The following is a 16918-nucleotide window of genomic DNA, read 5'->3' as shown; positions in this document are numbered from 1 at the left end:
CTGGCGCCGCTGCCTGGGTCAAGAGGCTGGCTATTGACCCTCGAAATCGAAAAAGTCACGACAAGCGGGTAAAAAAAGCCCGGCAGCAAACGGTAACGATCTGACGTTGCCCTGCACGGAGGCGCCGCATTATAACCAGCGTTCCGCCCTTGGGGGCTACTGCGCCGCAGCTTGTAGGGCGCGGGTTCGCTGGCAGTAGATGAAAAATCTGCTAACAATGCACACGGTGCGTATAACGGCAGCTACGCCATAATGCGCGCCGAGATAAGAGGAGCATCCAATGAGCAGCACCGCACAAACTGCTGAAGGCGAAAAAATTCTCATCGTTGATGACGATCCGGGGCTGAGCAGCCTGCTGGAGCGTTTTTTCAACTCCAAGGGCTATCGTGCCCGGGCGGTGCCGAACACCGAGCAGATGGATCGTCTGTTAGGGCGTGAAGTCTTCAACCTGGTCGTACTCGACCTGATGCTGCCCGGCGAAGACGGCCTTACTGCCTGTAAACGCCTGCGCGGTGCTAACAACCAGATCCCGATCATCATGCTCACCGCCAAGGGCGATGAACTGAGCCGTATCAAGGGCCTGGAACTGGGGGCTGATGACTACCTGGCCAAGCCTTTCAACCCCGATGAGCTGATGGCGCGGGTCAAGGCCGTATTGCGTCGCCAGGCACCGGCGGTACCGGGCGCACCGGGCAGCGAAGACGAAAGCGTCACCTTTGGCGACTACGAACTGTCGCTGGCCACCCGTGAGCTCAAGCGCGGTGAAGAAGTGCACATGCTCACCACGGGTGAATTCGCAGTGCTCAAGGCCTTGGTCATGAACGCTCGCCAGCCGCTGACCCGTGACAAACTGATGAACCTGGCCCGTGGCCGGGAATGGGACGCACTGGAGCGCTCCATCGACGTGCAGATTTCCCGACTGCGCCGGATGATCGAGCCAGACCCGTCCAAGCCGCGGTATATCCAGACGGTGTGGGGTGTGGGTTATGTGTTTGTGCCGGATGGCACCGCAACCAAGTGACCGATGATTTGCAGGGGCGGGTATCCTGGCGTTTGACCCCATGAGGGTCGACGGGATGCCCGGCGTCTGCAATTCTGCGAGCACCGCTCGTTCCTGCAAGGTGTGCAGCTTTCATCTATGAAAACCCCGCTGTGGTTCCCGCAAAGTTTCTTCTCCCGCACCCTCTGGCTGGTGCTTATTGTCGTTCTGTTTTCCAAGGCACTCACGTTGGTTTATCTGCTGATGAACGAAGACGTGCTGGTGGATCGGCAGTACAGCCATGGCGTCGCCCTGACATTGCGTGGTTATTGGGCGGTAGACCCTGAGAACCGCGAAAAGGTAGCCAAGGCATCGACCCTCACTCGAGTTGACGGCGCCGGTGTGCCTGAAGGCGAGCAACATTGGCCCTACAGCGAGATTTACCAGCGCCAGATGCAGGCCGAATTGGGCGCCGATACCGAGGTGCGGCTTCGTATGCATGTTTCGCCTGCGTTGTGGGTGCGAGCGCCAAGCCTGGGGGATGCGTGGATCAAGGTTCCGCTTTATCCGCACCCGCTGCGTGGGCAAAAAATCTGGAACGTGTTGGGTTGGTTCCTGGCCATTGGCTTGCTCTCAACGGCGTCGGCGTGGATCTTCGTCCGCCAGCTCAACCAACCCCTCAAGCGCCTGGTGTTTGCCGCTCGCCAACTGGGCCAGGGGCGTAGTGTGCGCTTGCCGGTCAGCGACACGCCCAGTGAGATGACCGAGGTGTACGGCGCCTTCAACCAGATGGCAGAAGATGTCGAACAGGCCGGGCGCGAACGCGAGTTGATGCTGGCGGGGGTGTCCCATGACTTGCGCACGCCGCTGACGCGATTGCGTTTGTCCCTGGAATTGATGGGTGACCATACCGACCTCACCGATGACATGGTGCGCGACATCGAAGACATGGACGCCATCCTGGACCAGTTCCTGGCGTTCATCCGCGACGGGCGGGATGAGGTGGTCGAGGAGGTCGACCTCACGGAGCTCGTCCGTGAGGTGGTTGCGCCCTATAACCAGAACGGTGAGCAGGTGCGCACGCGCCTGGAGCCGATCCAGCCGTTCGCATTACGCCGGGTGTCGATGAAGCGCCTGCTGAACAACTTGATTGGCAACGCCTTGCACCATGCTGGTTCCGATGTGGAAGTGGCGGCGTACGTTTCTGGCGACAGTGCCGCACCTTACGTGGTGCTGAGCGTGATGGACCGTGGCACAGGAATCGACCCGGCGGAACTGGAAGGTATCTTCAACCCCTTCACCCGTGGCGACCGAGCCCGAGGAGGCAAGGGCACCGGGTTGGGGTTGGCGATTGTGCGGCGGATTGCGTCGATGCATGGCGGCAATGTTGAGTTGCGCAACCGGGAAGGCGGCGGGTTGGAGGCGCGGGTGCGGCTGCCGTTGGGGTTGATGCTGCCTAGAGACGCCGTCTAACAAGCAATATGAATGCAAATGTGGGAGCTGGCTTGCCTGCGATGAGGGCGGCACATTCAACATTATTGTTGACTGAGCTATCGCTATCGCAGGCAAGCCAGCTCCCACAGGTGGTTGGCGGCGTGTGACCAATGAGGGCTGTCAGCCCTTTCCCTTGGTCCGAGTCATATTCGGCCCGCCATTCTTTTCCAGATGCTGAATGATGATCCCTGCCACATCCTTACCGGTGGTGGTCTCGATTCCTTCCAGGCCCGGCGATGAGTTTACTTCCATCACCAAGGGGCCATGGTTGGAGCGCAGGATGTCCACACCCGCCACGCTCAGCCCCATCACCTTGGCTGCCCGTAGCGCGGTCATGCGTTCTTCCGGGGTGATCTTGATCAGGCTGGCGCTGCCACCACGGTGAAGGTTGGAGCGGAACTCACCGGGCTTCGCCTGGCGCTTCATCGCCGCAATCACCTTGTCGCCTACCACGAAGCAGCGAATGTCCGCGCCGCCAGCTTCCTTGATGTATTCCTGCACCATGATGTTCTGCTTGAGGCCCATGAACGCCTCAATCACCGACTCCGCTGCCGTTGCTGTTTCACACAGCACCACGCCGATGCCCTGGGTGCCTTCCAGCACCTTGATCACCAGCGGTGCGCCATTGACCATCTCGATCAGGTCGGGAATGTCATCCGGGGAGTGGGCAAAACCGGTGACCGGCAGGCCGATGCCCCGGCGCGACAGCAGTTGCAGGGAGCGCAGCTTGTCCCGCGAGCGTGCAATGGCCACGGATTCATTCAGCGGAAACACCCCCATCATTTCAAACTGGCGCAATACCGCGCAGCCATAGAACGTCACAGAAGCGCCGATACGCGGGATCACCGCATCAAAGCCTTCCAGGGGCTTGCCCCGGTAGTGGATCTGCGGCTTGTGGCTGGCAATGTTCATGTAGGCACGCAACGTGTCGATCACCACCATTTCATGGCCACGTTCAGTGCCGGCCTCGACCAGGCGGCGGGTAGAATACAGACGCGGGTTTCGCGACAGCACAGCAATCTTCATGCAGCACCTGGGGCAGAAATAGTGGAGACCGGGAACACCGGCTTGTCTTGAACGTACTTGAGGCCCGGATTGACCACCAGCTGGCCGTCAATCAGCGCCTTGGAGCCCAGCAGCAGGCGGTAACGCATGGCTTTGCGACAGGCGAGGGTGAACTCCACCCGCCATACCCGATCACCCAGGGCCAGGGTGGTGCTGATCACGTAGCGCACCTGCGCATGGCCGTTGGAGCTCTTGATGGTTTTCATCGTCACCAGGGGCGCTTCACAGCGCCGGTGACGCAGTTGCACCACGCTGCCCAGGTGCGCGGTAAAACGCACCCACTTTTCACCGTCGCGCTCAAAGGGCTCGATATCGGTGGCGTGCAGGCTTGAGGTACTGGCACCGGTGTCGATCTTCGCGCGCAGGCCTGCGACTCCCAAGTCGGGAAGTGCCACCCACTCACGCAGACCCACAACGGTCAAATGGTCAAATGTCTTCAATATGGTTAACCGGTCAATTCGCGCAGGCTTGAGGAGATACCTCAGCCAACGCTTTGAATGCAGGCTTGGCGAACCAGAAGCCCTGCATCAGAAATATTCCGCAGTCGGACAGGAAGTCGCGCTCGCCGGCACTTTCGATGCCTTCGGCGATGACAGTAACCCCCAACTGCTCACAGATTGTGACAATCCCTCGGACGATGACCTGGCGGACACGATCCTGGTCGACATCGCGAATCAGCGCCATGTCGAGCTTGATCAAGTCAGGTTGGAAATCGGCCAGCAGGTTCAGCCCCGAATAGCCCGCGCCGAAATCGTCGATGGCGGTCTTGAAGCCGAATTCGCGGTATTCACGCAGAATATTCGTCAAATGGCGATAGTTATCTACGTGCTCGCTTTCCAGAGTCTCGAAAATCAGCCGGTCCAGCGGGAAATTGTGCGCTCGGGCGGCCTCCAGAGTGCTGCGGATACACAGTTCCGGGCGATATACCGCATTGGGCATGAAGTTGATGGAAAGGTGAGTCTGCATGCCCAGGGCCGCGGCACCGGCGATGGCCTTGGTCCGGCAACGCTGGTCGAAGCGGTAGCGATTGGTTTCGTTGACCTGAGCCAACACCGACAGCGCGCCTTCTCCCAGGGGACCGCGCACCAAGGCTTCGTTGGCGAAGATCGAATGGTCACGCAGGTCTACGATAGGCTGGTAGGCGAACGCAAAATCGAACCCCAGAGGCTCGCTTTGCTGGCAACCCACGCACCCCTGGTTGGGCGAGGTGAGGGAAAGGGGAAAGTCGGTCACGGCGTATCCTCGCGAAAACAGGGTGCTACCTGGCGTATCTTAGGTGAGCCTTGGGGTTTATGCGTCGAAGGGTTTCAACGGTAAAGTTGCGACATTTTTCAGAGCGAGGAATTCAAGTGGCTCAAAAGCAGGAAGAGGAAGAGAAGGTCCGGCTGGACAAGTGGTTGTGGGCAGCGCGGTTCTATAAGACCCGCGCTCTGGCCAAGGCCGCTATCGAGAGCGGCAAGGTGCATCATCGCGGCGAGCGCTGCAAACCGGGCAAGGAGCCGCGCGTCGGCGACGAGTTTCAGATTCGTACAGGGTTTGATGAAAAAACCATCGTGGTGCAGGCACTTTCCATCGTACGCCGCGGCGCGCCTGAAGCGCAGGCACTGTATGCCGAGACCGAAGCCAGCATCGCCAAGCGCGAAAACGCTGCAGCCATGCGCAAAGCAGGTGCTTCAGGCCTGACCACTGACGGCAAACCGAGCAAGAAGCAGCGCCGCGATCTATTCAAATTTCGCGGCAGCGGCAATGACGATTGATTGCACGAGTCGCCCATGCACACTCGATCAAATGTGGGAGCGGGCTTGCCCGCGAATACGGTGGGTCAGGCACAGATGCATTGATTGACACCCCGCATTCCCGAGCAAGCCCGCTCCCACTTTTAGCCCTGGGGGGTTACGGAGTTGTGCGCATGACACTCAACCGCCCAATAACGGGCAACTTGCTCAGTAGCCCGAAAAGCGGCGCCGTCATCCGCAACAAAGCGCCCGACACCTTCGCCGCGAACGGCGTGTAATACCCCCAGCCCAACGCCAACAGCGCCAGCAGTACGCCACCGATGTAGTCGTCCTGTCCCCAGTGCGCGCCCGCGACCAGCCGCGGCATCATGAACAGCAGCGCCAGGCCCCAGATCACCAGCACCTGGCCGATGCGCCGGGCGAACACGTTCATGAACATCGCCCAGATCAATAGCACCGAAGCATGGTCGCCGGGGAAGCTCTGGCTCGAGCGGTCCTTCAATTCCCAGGTTTTCTCCAGCCCTGGGAAAAAGTCGCTCATTTGAATCGCGCCGCTGATGACCATCGACGGGCTACTGTGCTGCCAGCCCATGTGCGCCGCGAGTTTGGAGAACAGCATGCGGACAAACAGCAACAGCAGCAGAATGCCGAGGAAGCCAAAAAACGCCTGGCGCACCTGCACGGCCTTGAACACCCAGTCGCCGCGAATCAGCAGTGCCAGCAAAATCACGCCGACCACTGCATCAAACGGCCGCAGGCTGGCCACGGCCCATATATGCAACCAGGTCGAGTTCGTGGCCAATGGGCCATTGAGCAGATGAAACAGCCACTCGTCGAAAATCACACAGAGCATCTGGCCCGTGGGCCACAGCCAAAAACACAGCAGCCCGATAGCGAGTAGATTGCAAAGAGCCCATCGCCGGAGGTTCCAGTTGGCTTGGAACAAACCCGGATTGTTCATAAACTGTCCCTCATCGCTCTATTCAGCTCCTTGAATTCAGGAGAAGTCGCACCAAGATGGTGCTAAAGCGTTTAATTTTATAAACCTTGTAATCATTTTGTCATCACTTCAGATACCCAGACCTATGACTGATCTACCGGATACCGACTTAACCCAACGCTTCATCTTCGATGAGAGCGATGCCCGCGGCGAGATGGTTTCGTTGGAGCTCAGCTATGCCGAAGTCCTTGCCAAACACGCCTATCCGGAGCCGGTCGCGCAATTGCTCGGCGAGTTGATGGCAGCCGCGGCGCTGCTGGTGGGCACCATGAAGTTCGACGGTTTGCTGATCTTGCAGGCTCGTTCCGAAGGGCCAGTGCCCATGTTGATGATCGAGTGCTCGAGCGAGCGCGAGATCCGTGGTCTGGCCCGTTACGAGCCTGACCAGATTGCCGCAGATGCCACCTTGGCCGACCTGATGCCCAATGGCGTCCTGGCACTGACTGTCGACCCGACCGAGGGCCAGCGGTACCAGGGTATTGTCGACCTCGACGGTCAGACCCTGTCGGAATGCTTCACCAACTACTTCGTTATGTCCCAGCAAGTGGGCACCAAGTTCTGGCTTAACGCCGACGGCAAGCGCGCCCGTGGTTTGCTGGTGCAACAACTGCCGGCCGATCGCATCAAGGATGAGGATGATCGTGCCGAAAGCTGGCGGCATATCATCGCCTTGGCCGACACCTTGAAGGCCGAAGAACTGCTGGGCCTGGACAACGAAACCATCCTGCACCGCCTCTACCACGAAGAGGCCGTGCGCCTGTTCGACGCACAGGGCCTGCATTTTCGCTGCAGTTGCTCGCGCGAGCGTTCCGGTAACGCGCTGGTCAGCCTGGGCCTGGAAGATGCGCAAAACCTGGTGGTGGAACATGGCGGCCATATCGAGATCGACTGCCAGTTCTGCAACCAGCGCTACCTGTTCGATGCGGCTGATGTAGCGCAATTGTTCGCTGGAGCAGGCATCGACACCCCTTCCGACACCCGCCACTAAAACGTTTAAGCACAGGTAAATCACCTGACAAACGCCGGATTAGAGGTGTTCTGACGGGAGGGCCCTACTCTTTTTGGGCTTTTCTGGCATAATCCGGCCCACTTTTTTCGCGGTAGTAGTGCGCAACTTTCTACTACAAAACGTTTGGAGCACTCGGCCATAGGCCGACGGGGAACCTCATGACGCAAGCCAATAACGCCGTATACACCGATCTGAGTGTTGACGATCTGGTCAAAGAAGCCCTGCAGCGCGGTGAAGGCGTGCTTGCCGATACTGGCGCGCTGGTCGTAGAAACCGGTCACCGCACCGGTCGTTCGCCGGTTGACCGTTTCATCGTTGAAGAGCCTTCCACCCAGGACGCCATCGCCTGGGGCCCGATCAACCGCAAGTTCCCGGCCGACAAGTTCGATGCCTTGTGGGCTCGCGTCGAGGCCTTCAACAACGCGCAAGAGCATTTCGTTTCCCATGTTCACGTAGGGGCTGCAGAAGACCACTACCTGGCCGTGAAAATGACTACCCAGACTGCCTGGCAGAACCTGTTCGGTCGTTGCCTGTTCATCAACCCGGCCCAGTACAACCCGGCCGGTCGTGAAGAGTGGCAAGTGCTCAACGTGGCTAACTTCGAGTGCGTGCCAGAGCGTGACGGCACTAACTCCGACGGTTGCGTGATCCTCAACTTCGCCCAGAAAAAAGTACTGATTGCCGGCATGCGTTACGCCGGTGAAATGAAAAAAGCCATGTTCTCGGTGCAGAACTTCCTGCTGCCGGCTGCCGACGTGCTGCCGATGCACTGCGCCGCCAACATTGGCGAAGCAGGCGATGTGACCCTGTTCTTCGGCCTGTCCGGCACTGGCAAGACCACCCTGTCTGCCGACGAAAGCCGTTACCTGATCGGTGACGACGAGCACGGCTGGGGCGAAGGCGTGGTGTTCAACATCGAAGGCGGTTGCTATGCCAAGTGCATCGACTTGTCCGAGAAGAACGAGCCGGTTATCTGGAAAGCCATCAAGCATGGCGCGGTGCTGGAAAACGTCGTGATCGACGAGGCCAAGCACGCCGACTACGCCGATGTCAGCCTGACCCAGAACAGCCGTGCCGCCTACCCGCTGGAGCACGTTGCCAAGCGTTCCGAGAAGAACCTGGGCGGCGAGCCAAACGCGGTGATCTTCCTGACTTGCGACCTGACTGGCGTACTGCCGCCTGTGTCGATCCTCAGCGAAGAACAGGCGGCCTACCACTTCCTGTCCGGCTACACCGCTCTGGTGGGCTCGACCGAAATGGGTTCGGGCAGCGGCATCAAGTCGACCTTCTCCACCTGCTTCGGCGCGCCGTTCTTCCCACGTCCGGCTGGCGAATACGCAGAGCTTCTGATCAAGCGCATCCGTGGTTTCGGCTCCAAGGTCTACCTGGTCAACACCGGTTGGACCGGCGGCGGCTACGGCGTCGGCAAACGCTTCAACATCCCGACCACTCGCGGCGTGATTGCAGCGATCCAGAGCGGCGCGTTGATCGGTGCGCAAACCGAACACCTGGACACCATCAACCTCGACGTGCCATTGGCCGTACCGGGCGTTGAAACCGGCCTGTTGAACCCGCGCAACACCTGGGCTGACAAGGCTGCCTACGACGAAGCCGCGAAAGCGCTGGCTGGCCTGTTCATCGAAAACTTCAAGAAGTTTGAAGTCAGCGATGCGATCAAGGCGGCGGGTCCTAAGTTGTAAGACTCGCCGGTTGTAAAAAAGCCGCCTTTTAAGTAGGCGGCTTTTTTATGTGCGAACGATTAGTCGGCCATGTGCAGTACCACTGCACCGACCAGCACCAGGACGACACCTGCCACCTGCACCGCTGACAACCGCTCCTTGAAAAATACAAACCCCAGGATCGCCGCGATCCCTCCAGAGAGCGTACTGATCACCGTCACCACCGACACCGAGCCGGCCATTGCGCCCCACGAAAACGCCGAGAAACCGCCGAGGTTCATCAAGCTCGCCCCGGTCAACGCCGCGCAGTTTTTCAGTGGCGGGATCTTCAGGCCATCCTTGATCTTCAGCACCATTACCACCAGCACGCACAGGCCTACCAGGTAACCCAGCCACAACATGGTGATTGGCCCCAGCGCTGGCAGTGTGTAGCGGCCTTGCAGCCAGAAACTGGTGCCGTACAAGGTTGCGGCGAACATGGCGTAGGCAATGGACAGGCGCGGGTTGTTGTGAGGCGTACCGTTGTCCTTGTGAACGCTGGACAGCACAACGCCGATCACGCACAGGGCGATGCAGCCCAGTTGTATCAGGCTGATGTGTTCACCGCTGGCCCAGGAGAGCAGGGTGGTCACCACTCCATAGGACGTCACCAGCGGCGCGACGATGGCTGCTTTGCCCAAGGCAAAGGCTTTGGACAGCGCAAGGGCGCCGGACACCGTCAGCAGAGCGGCGGCGACGCCCAGGAGCCAAACGCTTAACGGTGCATCAAGGGATTTGAAAAGGAAGGCCGGGAAAATGACCAGCAGGAAGGTCATGATCAAAAAACCGAGAGCTTGGCCGAAATACACCGCGCGTTTAACGCCAACGGCGCGGGCGTTGAGGCCCACCAGAAAGTCCGTGCCGCCCCAGAGCAGAGCGGCCAGCAGGCCCATTGTTACGTCCATGTAAGGTCCTTGTTATTTATACGGCTCGTCAGATGAGCGCAGATCCACTGTGGGAGCGGGCTTGCCCGCGAATGCAATGTATCAGTAACGCAAATATTGGCTGACACGCCGTATTCGCGAGCAAGCCCGCTCCCCCATTTTGTGCTCAGTGTTGCTCAGGTCAGCTCAGGTTTTCCAGCGCCTGCGTGTCCCAGCGGTGGGTCTTGATCGCCAGGTAGAGCATACCGATGGTCAGCGGGATTTTGTCGCCACGGCCTTTGGCGCGACGCTTCAGGAACACGTCGAACACCGGCGGCTGGAAGTAACGATAAGCGTCGTAGTCGCCCAGGTCGACACCAAAATCCTGCTCCAGCGCCTCCATGAATTGCTTGGCCTCAGCACCATCGCACCCGAGGTCGAAGTTCAGTGAGGTGTGCAAGCCAATGGTCTTGTGTTTTGGCAAGCCGATTTCTTCATGCAGCAATTGCAGGAGCTGCTGCATGACGGGACCTTCGGGGAAGTTGGGAGACAGGTTCATGGTGGGACCAATCATCAAAGGGTGAGTGTTGTTTACCCTGCAATAGATATTCGGGGTGCTCATCAACCCGATGCCTGTCACAAAGGCGACTATCGGCAGACTTTCAAGCTGTGCCCCTATGATCCAAGACGTGACATACAACAGAAGTATTGGACCGGTTATCAATAGGCAGAGCCCGAGCCATTTTCTGAGTAGGGGTAACCTTATTGTTCTATCAATTACAGCGGCCAGTATTAAGAAGAGCAGCAAATTGATCCACTGAATGTAATCGTTCATCGCTCCAGCCACGCTGGCAATTTCGGTTTGCCAGTACCAAGGCGAATCATCGTGAAGGTGATGCCATAGTGGCTGAAGTGTTGAATCCTTTCGATGTTCACAAAGTTATGCCGAGAACGTTGGGAGAGGGGGCTAGTTTCGGCCAGGAAAAGGGCGGTTCTGTAGAGGGGCGAGACACTGTTTGAGGCAGTTTGGGAAACGGACGACGCGCCGTTTTTTGGTTTCTTACAATGCCTTCCTGCATTTATGACGTGATACCGATTTTGCTGGCTGAACCGAGCAAATGTGGGCGCCGGGTTTGCCCTAAGGCTTTTTGTAGGAGCGAGCTTGCTCCTACAGGTTTAGCTGCGGGGTGGCTGTTCGGTCGCTGAATTGGCAGCGACGAGCCGAACCTTAAAAGTGAGTTTTTTTTCGAGCCATAAACAGATGGTTTAGGCGTTCGAAGTTCGATCAGGCACTGAGAGGCCTACCGATACACCGCTCAAAAATCGCTTCCAATCCCCGATAGTCACACGCCACCGCATCAATATTCGCGGGTATCCAGGCCGCATGTTTTACCAACCACCAATTCACCGAAAACCCCGCATTCACGATGATCTGTTCAAACAGGATCCGCTGCGCCCGTCCATTTCCCTCGCGGAAGGGATGAATGACGTTCAGGTCGCCATAAGCTTCAGCGATTTGACGCACAAGGTCAGCCTGAGTCGCACCGACATACCAATTGGCGTCTTGCATATGCCGGACAATCTTTGCCGCTTCCGGTGGAATACGCTCCGGGGTGCAAAACAGCGTGTCGCCTTTCTGGATGTTGACGCTGCGCAGTTCGCCGGCCCAGTCATAAATGTCCCCGAACAGGATGCGGTGAATGTGTTGCAGGCGATCAAGGTCGTAGGGCGGCGGAAAGAGTGGAAGGTTGCCTACGGCGATTTCGGATAATTCCCGCTCGGCCTGGTGCAGGCGTGCTTCATCGAGCAAATCGAGGCGGTTGCGCAGAGTGCTGCTACCGGGGTAGCAGTATGGGTCCTGGCCCACCCCGTATTTGTCGAGCATCAGCTAGAGGTGTTGCGGTACTTGGCAAGGACGGCTTCGCGTGTCGGCAGGGGTTTGTCGACGTCGGTCGGTTGGGTATCGAACCCTTCCAGGCGCAGGCTGGCCAAGTAATTGGAACGGCGGATCTTGTGATAGTGATCCTGTTTTTGCTCAAACGTCAGTTCGCTCATCGCAGCGTCCTCTTGGAAAGCAAGGCTTGATTGTAGCGCAATGCGTAGCTCGGTAGGCGGGATAAAATCCCTGTCACAATCTGTATAAAAAATCTGCCAGCGAGCTCAATTCAGCGTATGTTTCACCGCAAAATCTTGTAGGGCGATTCCGCCCACTACTTAAAGGGAGTTAAGCATGGGTTTGCTTCGTGTCGCCTCGGCGATGTCTTTGTGTGCGGTGGCGTTTTCCGTCCAAGCCGAGCAATTGCCAATTGAGGTGCTCAGCGCGGTGGTCAAGGACCAGAAAATCGCCGATGCCGAAGTGTTGCTGCAACGTAATGGCGCGCAGAACGTGGTGGGCCGTACCAACGCACAAGGCCAGGTAACGCTGACCAGCGAGGCGGCTGATGATGCCAGCAACCTGCTGATCATCAAGAAGCCTGGCTATTCCAACCTGGTGGTGAAGTGCCCGTGCAAAGGCATGACCTATGCCGTCAGCCCGGTGATGGAAAATCTCGACGGCCTGCGTGTGGTGTTGACCTGGGGCAAGGCTCCACGTGACCTCGACTCCCATATGATCTTCCCTGGCAATAACATCTTCTTCAACAATAAAAAGGGCACCGACGCCGAACTGGACGTGGATGACACCGATAGCTTTGGCCCGGAGACCATCACCCTGCAGAAAAAGCATTACGGCGAAAGCTACGTCTATGCCGTGCACGACTATTCCAACAGCGGCTCTCCCACCTCCAGCGAGTTGTCCGACAGTGAGGCGAAGGTGTTCGTGTACATGGGGCAATCCCTGGTGCGCACTTACTATGTGCCGCAGAACCGCACGGGCAACCTGTGGACAGTGTTCCGCATGACCGGCAGTGGCGACTTCCAGGACATCAACACCTTCACCGGCGTGAGAGTTGGCGCCGAAGATGTACTCAACGAGGTCAAGCCTTTGCTGGACGACAGCGTGGCCGTCACCGCCGTGACAGTGAGCTCGTCGGTACAGGCCGATGCGAAGAAGCTGAACCTCAAGGGCGAAGCGGCCTACCAGGCCGGTAACCTGGACCAGGCCATCGACTTCTTCCGTCAAGCCATCGAGCTGGATAACAGCTTCGGCAAGGCTTACGGCAACCTTGGCCTGGCGTATCAGAAAGCCGGCAATACTGCGGAGTCGATCTGGGCCAACCGCAAGGCTATCGCCCTGGCGACCGGTACCAATGCCGCGACCGTGCGTGCCGGTGCCTACTACAACATTGCACGCATCTACGAAGCGGCTGGGCAGTTCCCGGATGCGTTGCGTCATTACCAGTTGGCCAAGGAGCAAAAGGCCAACCCGGTGTATGACACGGCGATCGAGCGGGTGCAGAACCGCTGATTCAGCTGTAGCTCGGTTGTGAAATGTGGGAGAGGGCTTGCCAGCTCCCACATTTGTATCTGCTGCTTCCTGTTACGTTCTCAGAAAAGTCCCACTTCGGCCCTGAGCCCTCCCTCTGTGTATCATCCTGTCTCTTTTTTCCTCGCGACCTTTCTCGATTCGCTGAGATTCCCGGGCTATGTTTTTGAGCCAACTCAGCGGTCAATGGAGTGACAGCCTTATGCACGACACCCTCCAGCAGGTCTTTGGTTACCCACACTTTCGCTTGGGCCAGGAAGAGACGGTCAGCGCCGTGCTGGCTGGGCGATCTGCCGCCGCCATTTTCCCTACGGGCTCGGGCAAATCCTTGTGTTACCAGTTGTCGGCCGTGTTGCTGCCGCACCTGACGTTGGTGGTGTCGCCTTTGCTGGCGTTGATGCAGGACCAATTGGGTTTCCTGCAGCGCCATGGCATTTCGGCGGGCAGTATCGACTCGGCCCAGAGCCGTGATGAGGCCAATGATGTAATAGCCCGTGCGCGGTCGGGCGAGCTCAAGATTCTGATGATTTCCGTGGAGCGTTTGAAGAACGAGCGTTTCCGTAATTTCCTGAACAGCGTGCAGATCTCGTTGCTGGTGGTAGACGAGGCGCACTGTATCTCCGAATGGGGCCACAACTTCCGTCCGGATTATTTGAAGCTGCCGGACTACCAGCGCCAGTTCAACATCCCTCAGGCGCTGTTGCTGACGGCCACGGCCACGCCCAAGGTGATCGCTGACATGCAGGCCAAGTTCGCCATTGCTGCCGAAGATGTAGTGACCACGGGCTTCTATCGGCCCAACCTCAACCTGCTGGTGGAACCCGTCAGCGGCCATGACAAACGCCGCAGGCTGGTGGAGTGGATGAAAGCGCGGGCCAACCAGCCGAGTATCGTCTACGTCACCTTGCAGAAAACCGCCGAGCAGATTGCCGAGCATCTGAACCGCCACGGTATTCAGGCCGAGGCTTATCACGCGGGGCTGCCCCATGAAAAACGCGAAGGTATCCAGCAGCGTTTCATGGGCGGGCGTTCCAATTGCATTGTCGCAACTATCGCGTTTGGCATGGGCATCGACAAGAGTGACATCCGCAATGTCGTGCACTTCGACCTGCCCAAGTCCATCGAGAACTACAGCCAGGAAATCGGCCGCGCAGGGCGTGACGGGCAGCCGTCGGATTGCCTGGTGTTGGCCAACCGCGACAGCCTCAATGTGCTGGAAAACTTCGTGTACGGTGATACGCCGGAGCAGGACGGCATTTTTCGCGTATTGGAGGAGTTGCAGTCCGCGCGTAGTGAAGGGCAGTGGGAGTTCCTGCTCAGGTCGCTGTCGGACCACAGCAATATTCGCGAGCTGCCGCTCAAGACGCTCTTGGTGCAGTTGGAGCTCAAGGGCGTGATCGCGCCGCGCTATGCGTTTTATGCGGAATACCGTTTCAAATACCTGATCGAACCCGAAGCCTTGCTGGCGCGTTTTTCCGGCGAGCGGCAGCAGTTTGTCGCGGCGATCATCCAGGTGTGCAAGCGCGCTAAAACCTGGGCGACGGTCGATTTCGATGCGCTTTATCAACAGCACAATGCCGAGCGTAGCCGGGTGGTGAAGGCACTGGATTATTTTCAGGAGCAGGGCCTGATCGAGCTCGAAAGCAAGCAGATGACTGAGGTCTACAGTTTGCTCGACACCCATTTCGACCCGCACGCGTTAAGCGCCGAGTTATACACAGGCTTCAAGCAGCATGAGGTGACGGAGGTCGCGCGGATTCACGCCATGCTCGACCTGTTCGCCACCGACCACTGCCTGGGGCAGCGTCTGGCGCACTACTTTGGTGATGATAATGCACCCCAGCGTTGCGGGCATTGTTCGGTATGCCACGGCCAGGTCGCCCATCTGCCGGCGCCGCCGAGCCTGCCGCCGCTTGTGGATAAAAACTTCATGGGGCTGTGCGGTGATTTTATCCACAGGCATCATGAGCACACGGGGCACTTGCCGAATGCGGAGCGTTTGACGCGTTTCCTTGGCGGTATCAGCGTACCGTTGTTTACCAAGTTGAAGGCGCGGGGCATTCCCGGTTTTGCGGCGCTGGAAGACTACCCCTACGCCGAGGTGCGCGACTGGGCCCATGCTCAATTGGATCAACTTTGATGAGACTTGCCGATGCCTGACTCAACGCCTGTGCGCGACGACTACCGCCACTTCCAACCGATCACCACGCGTTGGCACGACAACGATGCCTACGGCCATGTGAATAACGTCACCTACTACAGCTTCTTCGACACAGCCGTTAATACCTACCTGATCGAACAGGGCGGGCTGGATATTCATGACGGTGAGGTGGTGGGGTTTGTGGTGAGTTCGGCCTGCGATTACTTCGCCTCGATTGCTTTTCCCGAGCGCATTGAAATCGGCCTGCGGGTAGGCAAGCTGGGCAATAGTTCGGTGCAGTATGAGCTGGCAGTATTCAAGGCGGGCGAGCAGGAGGCGTGTGCGGCGGGGCGCTTTGTCCATGTGTTTGTGGACCGAGCCTCGAACCAGCCAGTGCCGATTCCGGGAATGTTGCGCGAAGCGATGCAGCGGCTGCTGGTTTGACGCACCTATAAGCAAAGCATCCCAAATGTAGGAGCCGGGCTTGCCCGCGATGGCGCAGTATCAGGCAGTACGTCTAAAACCTGATTCACTGCTATCGCGGGCAAGCCCGGCTCCCACATCGGATGTGTTCGTCAGAGCGCGGGTTTATCAGTCGCGATAACGGTGCTTGTTCTTGCGATGCCCATAGGCATGGCCGCGACCTGGGTGGCCATCGCGGTAGTAGCGACGATCGTCACGGTCGCGATCGCGGTAATGGCGGTTGTCGCGATCACTTTCGTTACCCATGTAGTTGCCTAGCGCGCCGCCCGCGCCACCGCCGGCCGCGGAGCCGATCAGTGCGCCGGTGCTGCCGCCGACGCTGCGGCCCACGACGTTACCGCCGGCTGCGCCCAATGCGCCACCAATGGCGGCTTCGCCACGGCTGCGTTTGTCGGCGCCGACTGCACTACCGCCTGCGCCGCCGAGGGCCGCGCCGATGGTCGAACCGGTGTTGCCGCCCAGCTGCTGGCCGACAACGGAACCTAGAACCCCACCCAATGCGCCGCCTACACCGGCTTCGGTGGTGCCGCCTGCCATGGCTGCGCCACTGACCAGGCCAAGGGACAACAAGAGAATCGAGGAGAACTTCATTCAGGGAAACCTCAAGGGATGACGGCGCGATCCTGAGGTTGTATCGAGGCGCTGACAATCGAAATCCAACCGGCGGCAGAGGTTGTATACAATTTGCTAAGTTACTGTTTTGTATGGGGAACTTAAGTCGTTTTTACGGGTCTTTAGCTACTTCGGAACGGCCGCTTTTATGCAAAAGCGGCCTTTTTTGTGCCTGTCGAATGTGTGGTGCTTGTGCTGGCCTCTTCGCGGGCAAGCCCGCTCCCACATCAGATCGGTCCACACAGTCTCAATGGTGAACCCATCCCAGTGTGGGAGATTCTATGGTTGAGGGGCAACCCTCAACCAACTTTTGGCTGATATTCGCTTTGCCCTTTCAGCAGAGCGAACACCACCCTAGCAAGCTTGCGGGCCAGTATTACCAGCGCCTGTGTGGT

General features: G+C 58.5%; 17 protein-coding genes. 8 read left to right on the top strand and 9 right to left on the bottom strand.

The window, feature by feature from the left end; genetic code table 11:
• Positions 1 to 280: 280 nt before the first annotated feature.
• Together ompR and JMV15_RS21215 are read left to right on the top strand one after the other, a co-directional pair.
• On the top strand, positions 281 to 1021 hold the full coding sequence (gene ompR, locus JMV15_RS21220; RefSeq protein WP_003187669.1) for an osmolarity response regulator transcription factor OmpR: 741 nt from the start codon (positions 281 to 283) through the stop codon (positions 1019 to 1021).
• 117 nt (positions 1022 to 1138) lie between these two features.
• Positions 1139 to 2452 carry an ATP-binding protein gene (locus tag JMV15_RS21215; protein ID WP_014716473.1) on the top strand — a complete coding sequence of 438 codons (1314 nt, stop codon included), beginning with the start codon at positions 1139 to 1141 and terminating at the stop codon, positions 2450 to 2452.
• A gap of 141 nt (positions 2453 to 2593) precedes the next feature.
• On the opposite strand, the gene rimK is transcribed toward JMV15_RS21215, so the two are convergent.
• Genes rimK through rimA form a run of 3 tightly spaced genes read right to left on the bottom strand, consistent with a single transcriptional unit; the run spans position 2594 to position 4771 of the window.
• Positions 2594 to 3499 (bottom strand): 30S ribosomal protein S6--L-glutamate ligase, encoded by a 906-nt coding sequence (rimK, locus tag JMV15_RS21210; protein ID WP_003187674.1) that lies wholly within the window; start codon positions 3497 to 3499, stop codon positions 2594 to 2596.
• The gene (gene rimB, locus JMV15_RS21205) at positions 3496 to 3978 is read right to left on the bottom strand and encodes a retropepsin-like aspartic endopeptidase RimB (RefSeq protein ID WP_003187676.1); all 483 of its coding nucleotides are present in this window, start codon (positions 3976 to 3978) and stop codon (positions 3496 to 3498) included. Before rimB ends, rimK begins: the two co-directional genes overlap by 4 nt.
• 13 nt (positions 3979 to 3991) lie before the next feature.
• The gene (rimA, locus tag JMV15_RS21200; RefSeq protein WP_201491901.1) at positions 3992 to 4771 is read right to left on the bottom strand and encodes a S6 modification regulatory phosphodiesterase RimA; all 780 of its coding nucleotides are present in this window, start codon (positions 4769 to 4771) and stop codon (positions 3992 to 3994) included.
• 116 nt (positions 4772 to 4887) lie between these two features.
• Between rimA and JMV15_RS21195 the strand changes: the two genes are divergently transcribed.
• Positions 4888 to 5295, top strand: coding sequence for an RNA-binding S4 domain-containing protein (locus JMV15_RS21195; RefSeq protein WP_003236026.1), 408 nt, complete (start codon positions 4888 to 4890; stop codon positions 5293 to 5295).
• Positions 5296 to 5431: 136 nt separating this feature from the next.
• On the opposite strand, the gene JMV15_RS21190 is transcribed toward JMV15_RS21195, so the two are convergent.
• Positions 5432 to 6235 carry a phosphatase PAP2 family protein gene (locus tag JMV15_RS21190; RefSeq protein ID WP_014716475.1) on the bottom strand — a complete coding sequence of 268 codons (804 nt, stop codon included), beginning with the start codon at positions 6233 to 6235 and terminating at the stop codon, positions 5432 to 5434.
• A 124-nt stretch (positions 6236 to 6359) separates the two neighbouring features.
• On the opposite strand from JMV15_RS21190, the gene hslO reads away from it, so the two are divergent.
• Together hslO and JMV15_RS21180 are read left to right on the top strand one after the other, a co-directional pair.
• Positions 6360 to 7262, top strand: a complete 903-nt coding sequence (hslO, locus tag JMV15_RS21185; RefSeq protein ID WP_201491899.1) for an Hsp33 family molecular chaperone HslO — start codon at positions 6360 to 6362, stop codon at positions 7260 to 7262.
• A gap of 179 nt (positions 7263 to 7441) precedes the next feature.
• Positions 7442 to 8983, top strand: coding sequence for a phosphoenolpyruvate carboxykinase (locus tag JMV15_RS21180; RefSeq protein ID WP_005783824.1), 1542 nt, complete (start codon positions 7442 to 7444; stop codon positions 8981 to 8983).
• Positions 8984 to 9042: 59 nt separating this feature from the next.
• On the opposite strand, the gene JMV15_RS21175 is transcribed toward JMV15_RS21180, so the two are convergent.
• The 4 genes from JMV15_RS21175 to JMV15_RS21160 form a co-directional block, all read right to left on the bottom strand.
• On the bottom strand, positions 9043 to 9906 hold the full coding sequence (locus JMV15_RS21175) for an EamA family transporter (protein WP_235991963.1): 864 nt from the start codon (positions 9904 to 9906) through the stop codon (positions 9043 to 9045).
• 160 nt (positions 9907 to 10066) lie between these two features.
• Positions 10067 to 10423, bottom strand: coding sequence for a DUF1493 family protein (locus JMV15_RS28645; RefSeq protein WP_038448497.1), 357 nt, complete (start codon positions 10421 to 10423; stop codon positions 10067 to 10069).
• 726 nt (positions 10424 to 11149) lie between these two features.
• Complete coding sequence (locus JMV15_RS21165; RefSeq protein WP_105225411.1) at positions 11150 to 11749, bottom strand: Fic/DOC family protein; 600 nt, start codon at positions 11747 to 11749, stop codon at positions 11150 to 11152.
• Positions 11749 to 11919, bottom strand: coding sequence for a YhfG family protein (locus JMV15_RS21160; protein ID WP_087149535.1), 171 nt, complete (start codon positions 11917 to 11919; stop codon positions 11749 to 11751). Before JMV15_RS21160 ends, JMV15_RS21165 begins: the two co-directional genes overlap by 1 nt.
• 175 nt (positions 11920 to 12094) lie before the next feature.
• Here JMV15_RS21160 and JMV15_RS21155 point away from each other — a divergent pair, with 175 nt between their 5' ends.
• The 3 genes from JMV15_RS21155 (at position 12095) to JMV15_RS21145 (ending at position 15872) form a co-directional block, all read left to right on the top strand.
• Complete coding sequence (locus JMV15_RS21155) at positions 12095 to 13270, top strand: tetratricopeptide repeat protein (RefSeq protein WP_038448501.1); 1176 nt, start codon at positions 12095 to 12097, stop codon at positions 13268 to 13270.
• A gap of 220 nt (positions 13271 to 13490) precedes the next feature.
• Positions 13491 to 15428, top strand: a complete 1938-nt coding sequence (locus JMV15_RS21150; RefSeq protein ID WP_038448503.1) for a RecQ family ATP-dependent DNA helicase — start codon at positions 13491 to 13493, stop codon at positions 15426 to 15428.
• 12 nt (positions 15429 to 15440) lie between these two features.
• Entirely contained in the window at positions 15441 to 15872 is a 432-nt protein-coding gene (locus JMV15_RS21145; protein ID WP_003187697.1) for an acyl-CoA thioesterase, read from the top strand.
• 147 nt (positions 15873 to 16019) lie between these two features.
• Here the strand turns inward: JMV15_RS21145 and JMV15_RS21140 are convergent, their stop codons facing one another.
• Positions 16020 to 16502, bottom strand: coding sequence for a glycine zipper domain-containing protein (locus JMV15_RS21140; protein WP_014716482.1), 483 nt, complete (start codon positions 16500 to 16502; stop codon positions 16020 to 16022).
• Positions 16503 to 16918: the final 416 nt, after the last annotated feature.

Source organism: Pseudomonas paracarnis (assembly GCF_904063055.1).
Classification (GTDB): domain Bacteria; phylum Pseudomonadota; class Gammaproteobacteria; order Pseudomonadales; family Pseudomonadaceae; genus Aquipseudomonas; species Aquipseudomonas paracarnis.
This window is presented reverse-complemented; position numbering and strand designations above follow the sequence as displayed.

Excerpts from the sequence above, each read along its gene's own strand:
- ompR (WP_003187669.1), top strand. The coding sequence starts at position 281 with ATGAGCAGCACCGCACAAACTGCTGAAGGCGAAAAAATTCTCATCGTT.
- JMV15_RS21215 (WP_014716473.1), top strand. The coding sequence starts at position 1,139 with ATGAAAACCCCGCTGTGGTTCCCGCAAAGTTTCTTCTCCCGCACCCTC.
- rimK (WP_003187674.1), bottom strand. The coding sequence starts at position 3,499 with ATGAAGATTGCTGTGCTGTCGCGAAACCCGCGTCTGTATTCTACCCGC.
- JMV15_RS21190 (WP_014716475.1), bottom strand. The coding sequence starts at position 6,235 with ATGAACAATCCGGGTTTGTTCCAAGCCAACTGGAACCTCCGGCGATGG.
- hslO (WP_201491899.1), top strand. The coding sequence starts at position 6,360 with ATGACTGATCTACCGGATACCGACTTAACCCAACGCTTCATCTTCGAT.
- JMV15_RS21180 (WP_005783824.1), top strand. The coding sequence starts at position 7,442 with ATGACGCAAGCCAATAACGCCGTATACACCGATCTGAGTGTTGACGAT.
- JMV15_RS21175 (WP_235991963.1), bottom strand. The coding sequence starts at position 9,906 with ATGGACGTAACAATGGGCCTGCTGGCCGCTCTGCTCTGGGGCGGCACG.
- JMV15_RS28645 (WP_038448497.1), bottom strand. The coding sequence starts at position 10,423 with ATGAACCTGTCTCCCAACTTCCCCGAAGGTCCCGTCATGCAGCAGCTC.
- JMV15_RS21165 (WP_105225411.1), bottom strand. The coding sequence starts at position 11,749 with ATGCTCGACAAATACGGGGTGGGCCAGGACCCATACTGCTACCCCGGT.
- JMV15_RS21160 (WP_087149535.1), bottom strand. The coding sequence starts at position 11,919 with ATGAGCGAACTGACGTTTGAGCAAAAACAGGATCACTATCACAAGATC.
- JMV15_RS21155 (WP_038448501.1), top strand. The coding sequence starts at position 12,095 with ATGGGTTTGCTTCGTGTCGCCTCGGCGATGTCTTTGTGTGCGGTGGCG.
- JMV15_RS21150 (WP_038448503.1), top strand. The coding sequence starts at position 13,491 with ATGCACGACACCCTCCAGCAGGTCTTTGGTTACCCACACTTTCGCTTG.
- JMV15_RS21145 (WP_003187697.1), top strand. The coding sequence starts at position 15,441 with ATGCCTGACTCAACGCCTGTGCGCGACGACTACCGCCACTTCCAACCG.
- JMV15_RS21140 (WP_014716482.1), bottom strand. The coding sequence starts at position 16,502 with ATGAAGTTCTCCTCGATTCTCTTGTTGTCCCTTGGCCTGGTCAGTGGC.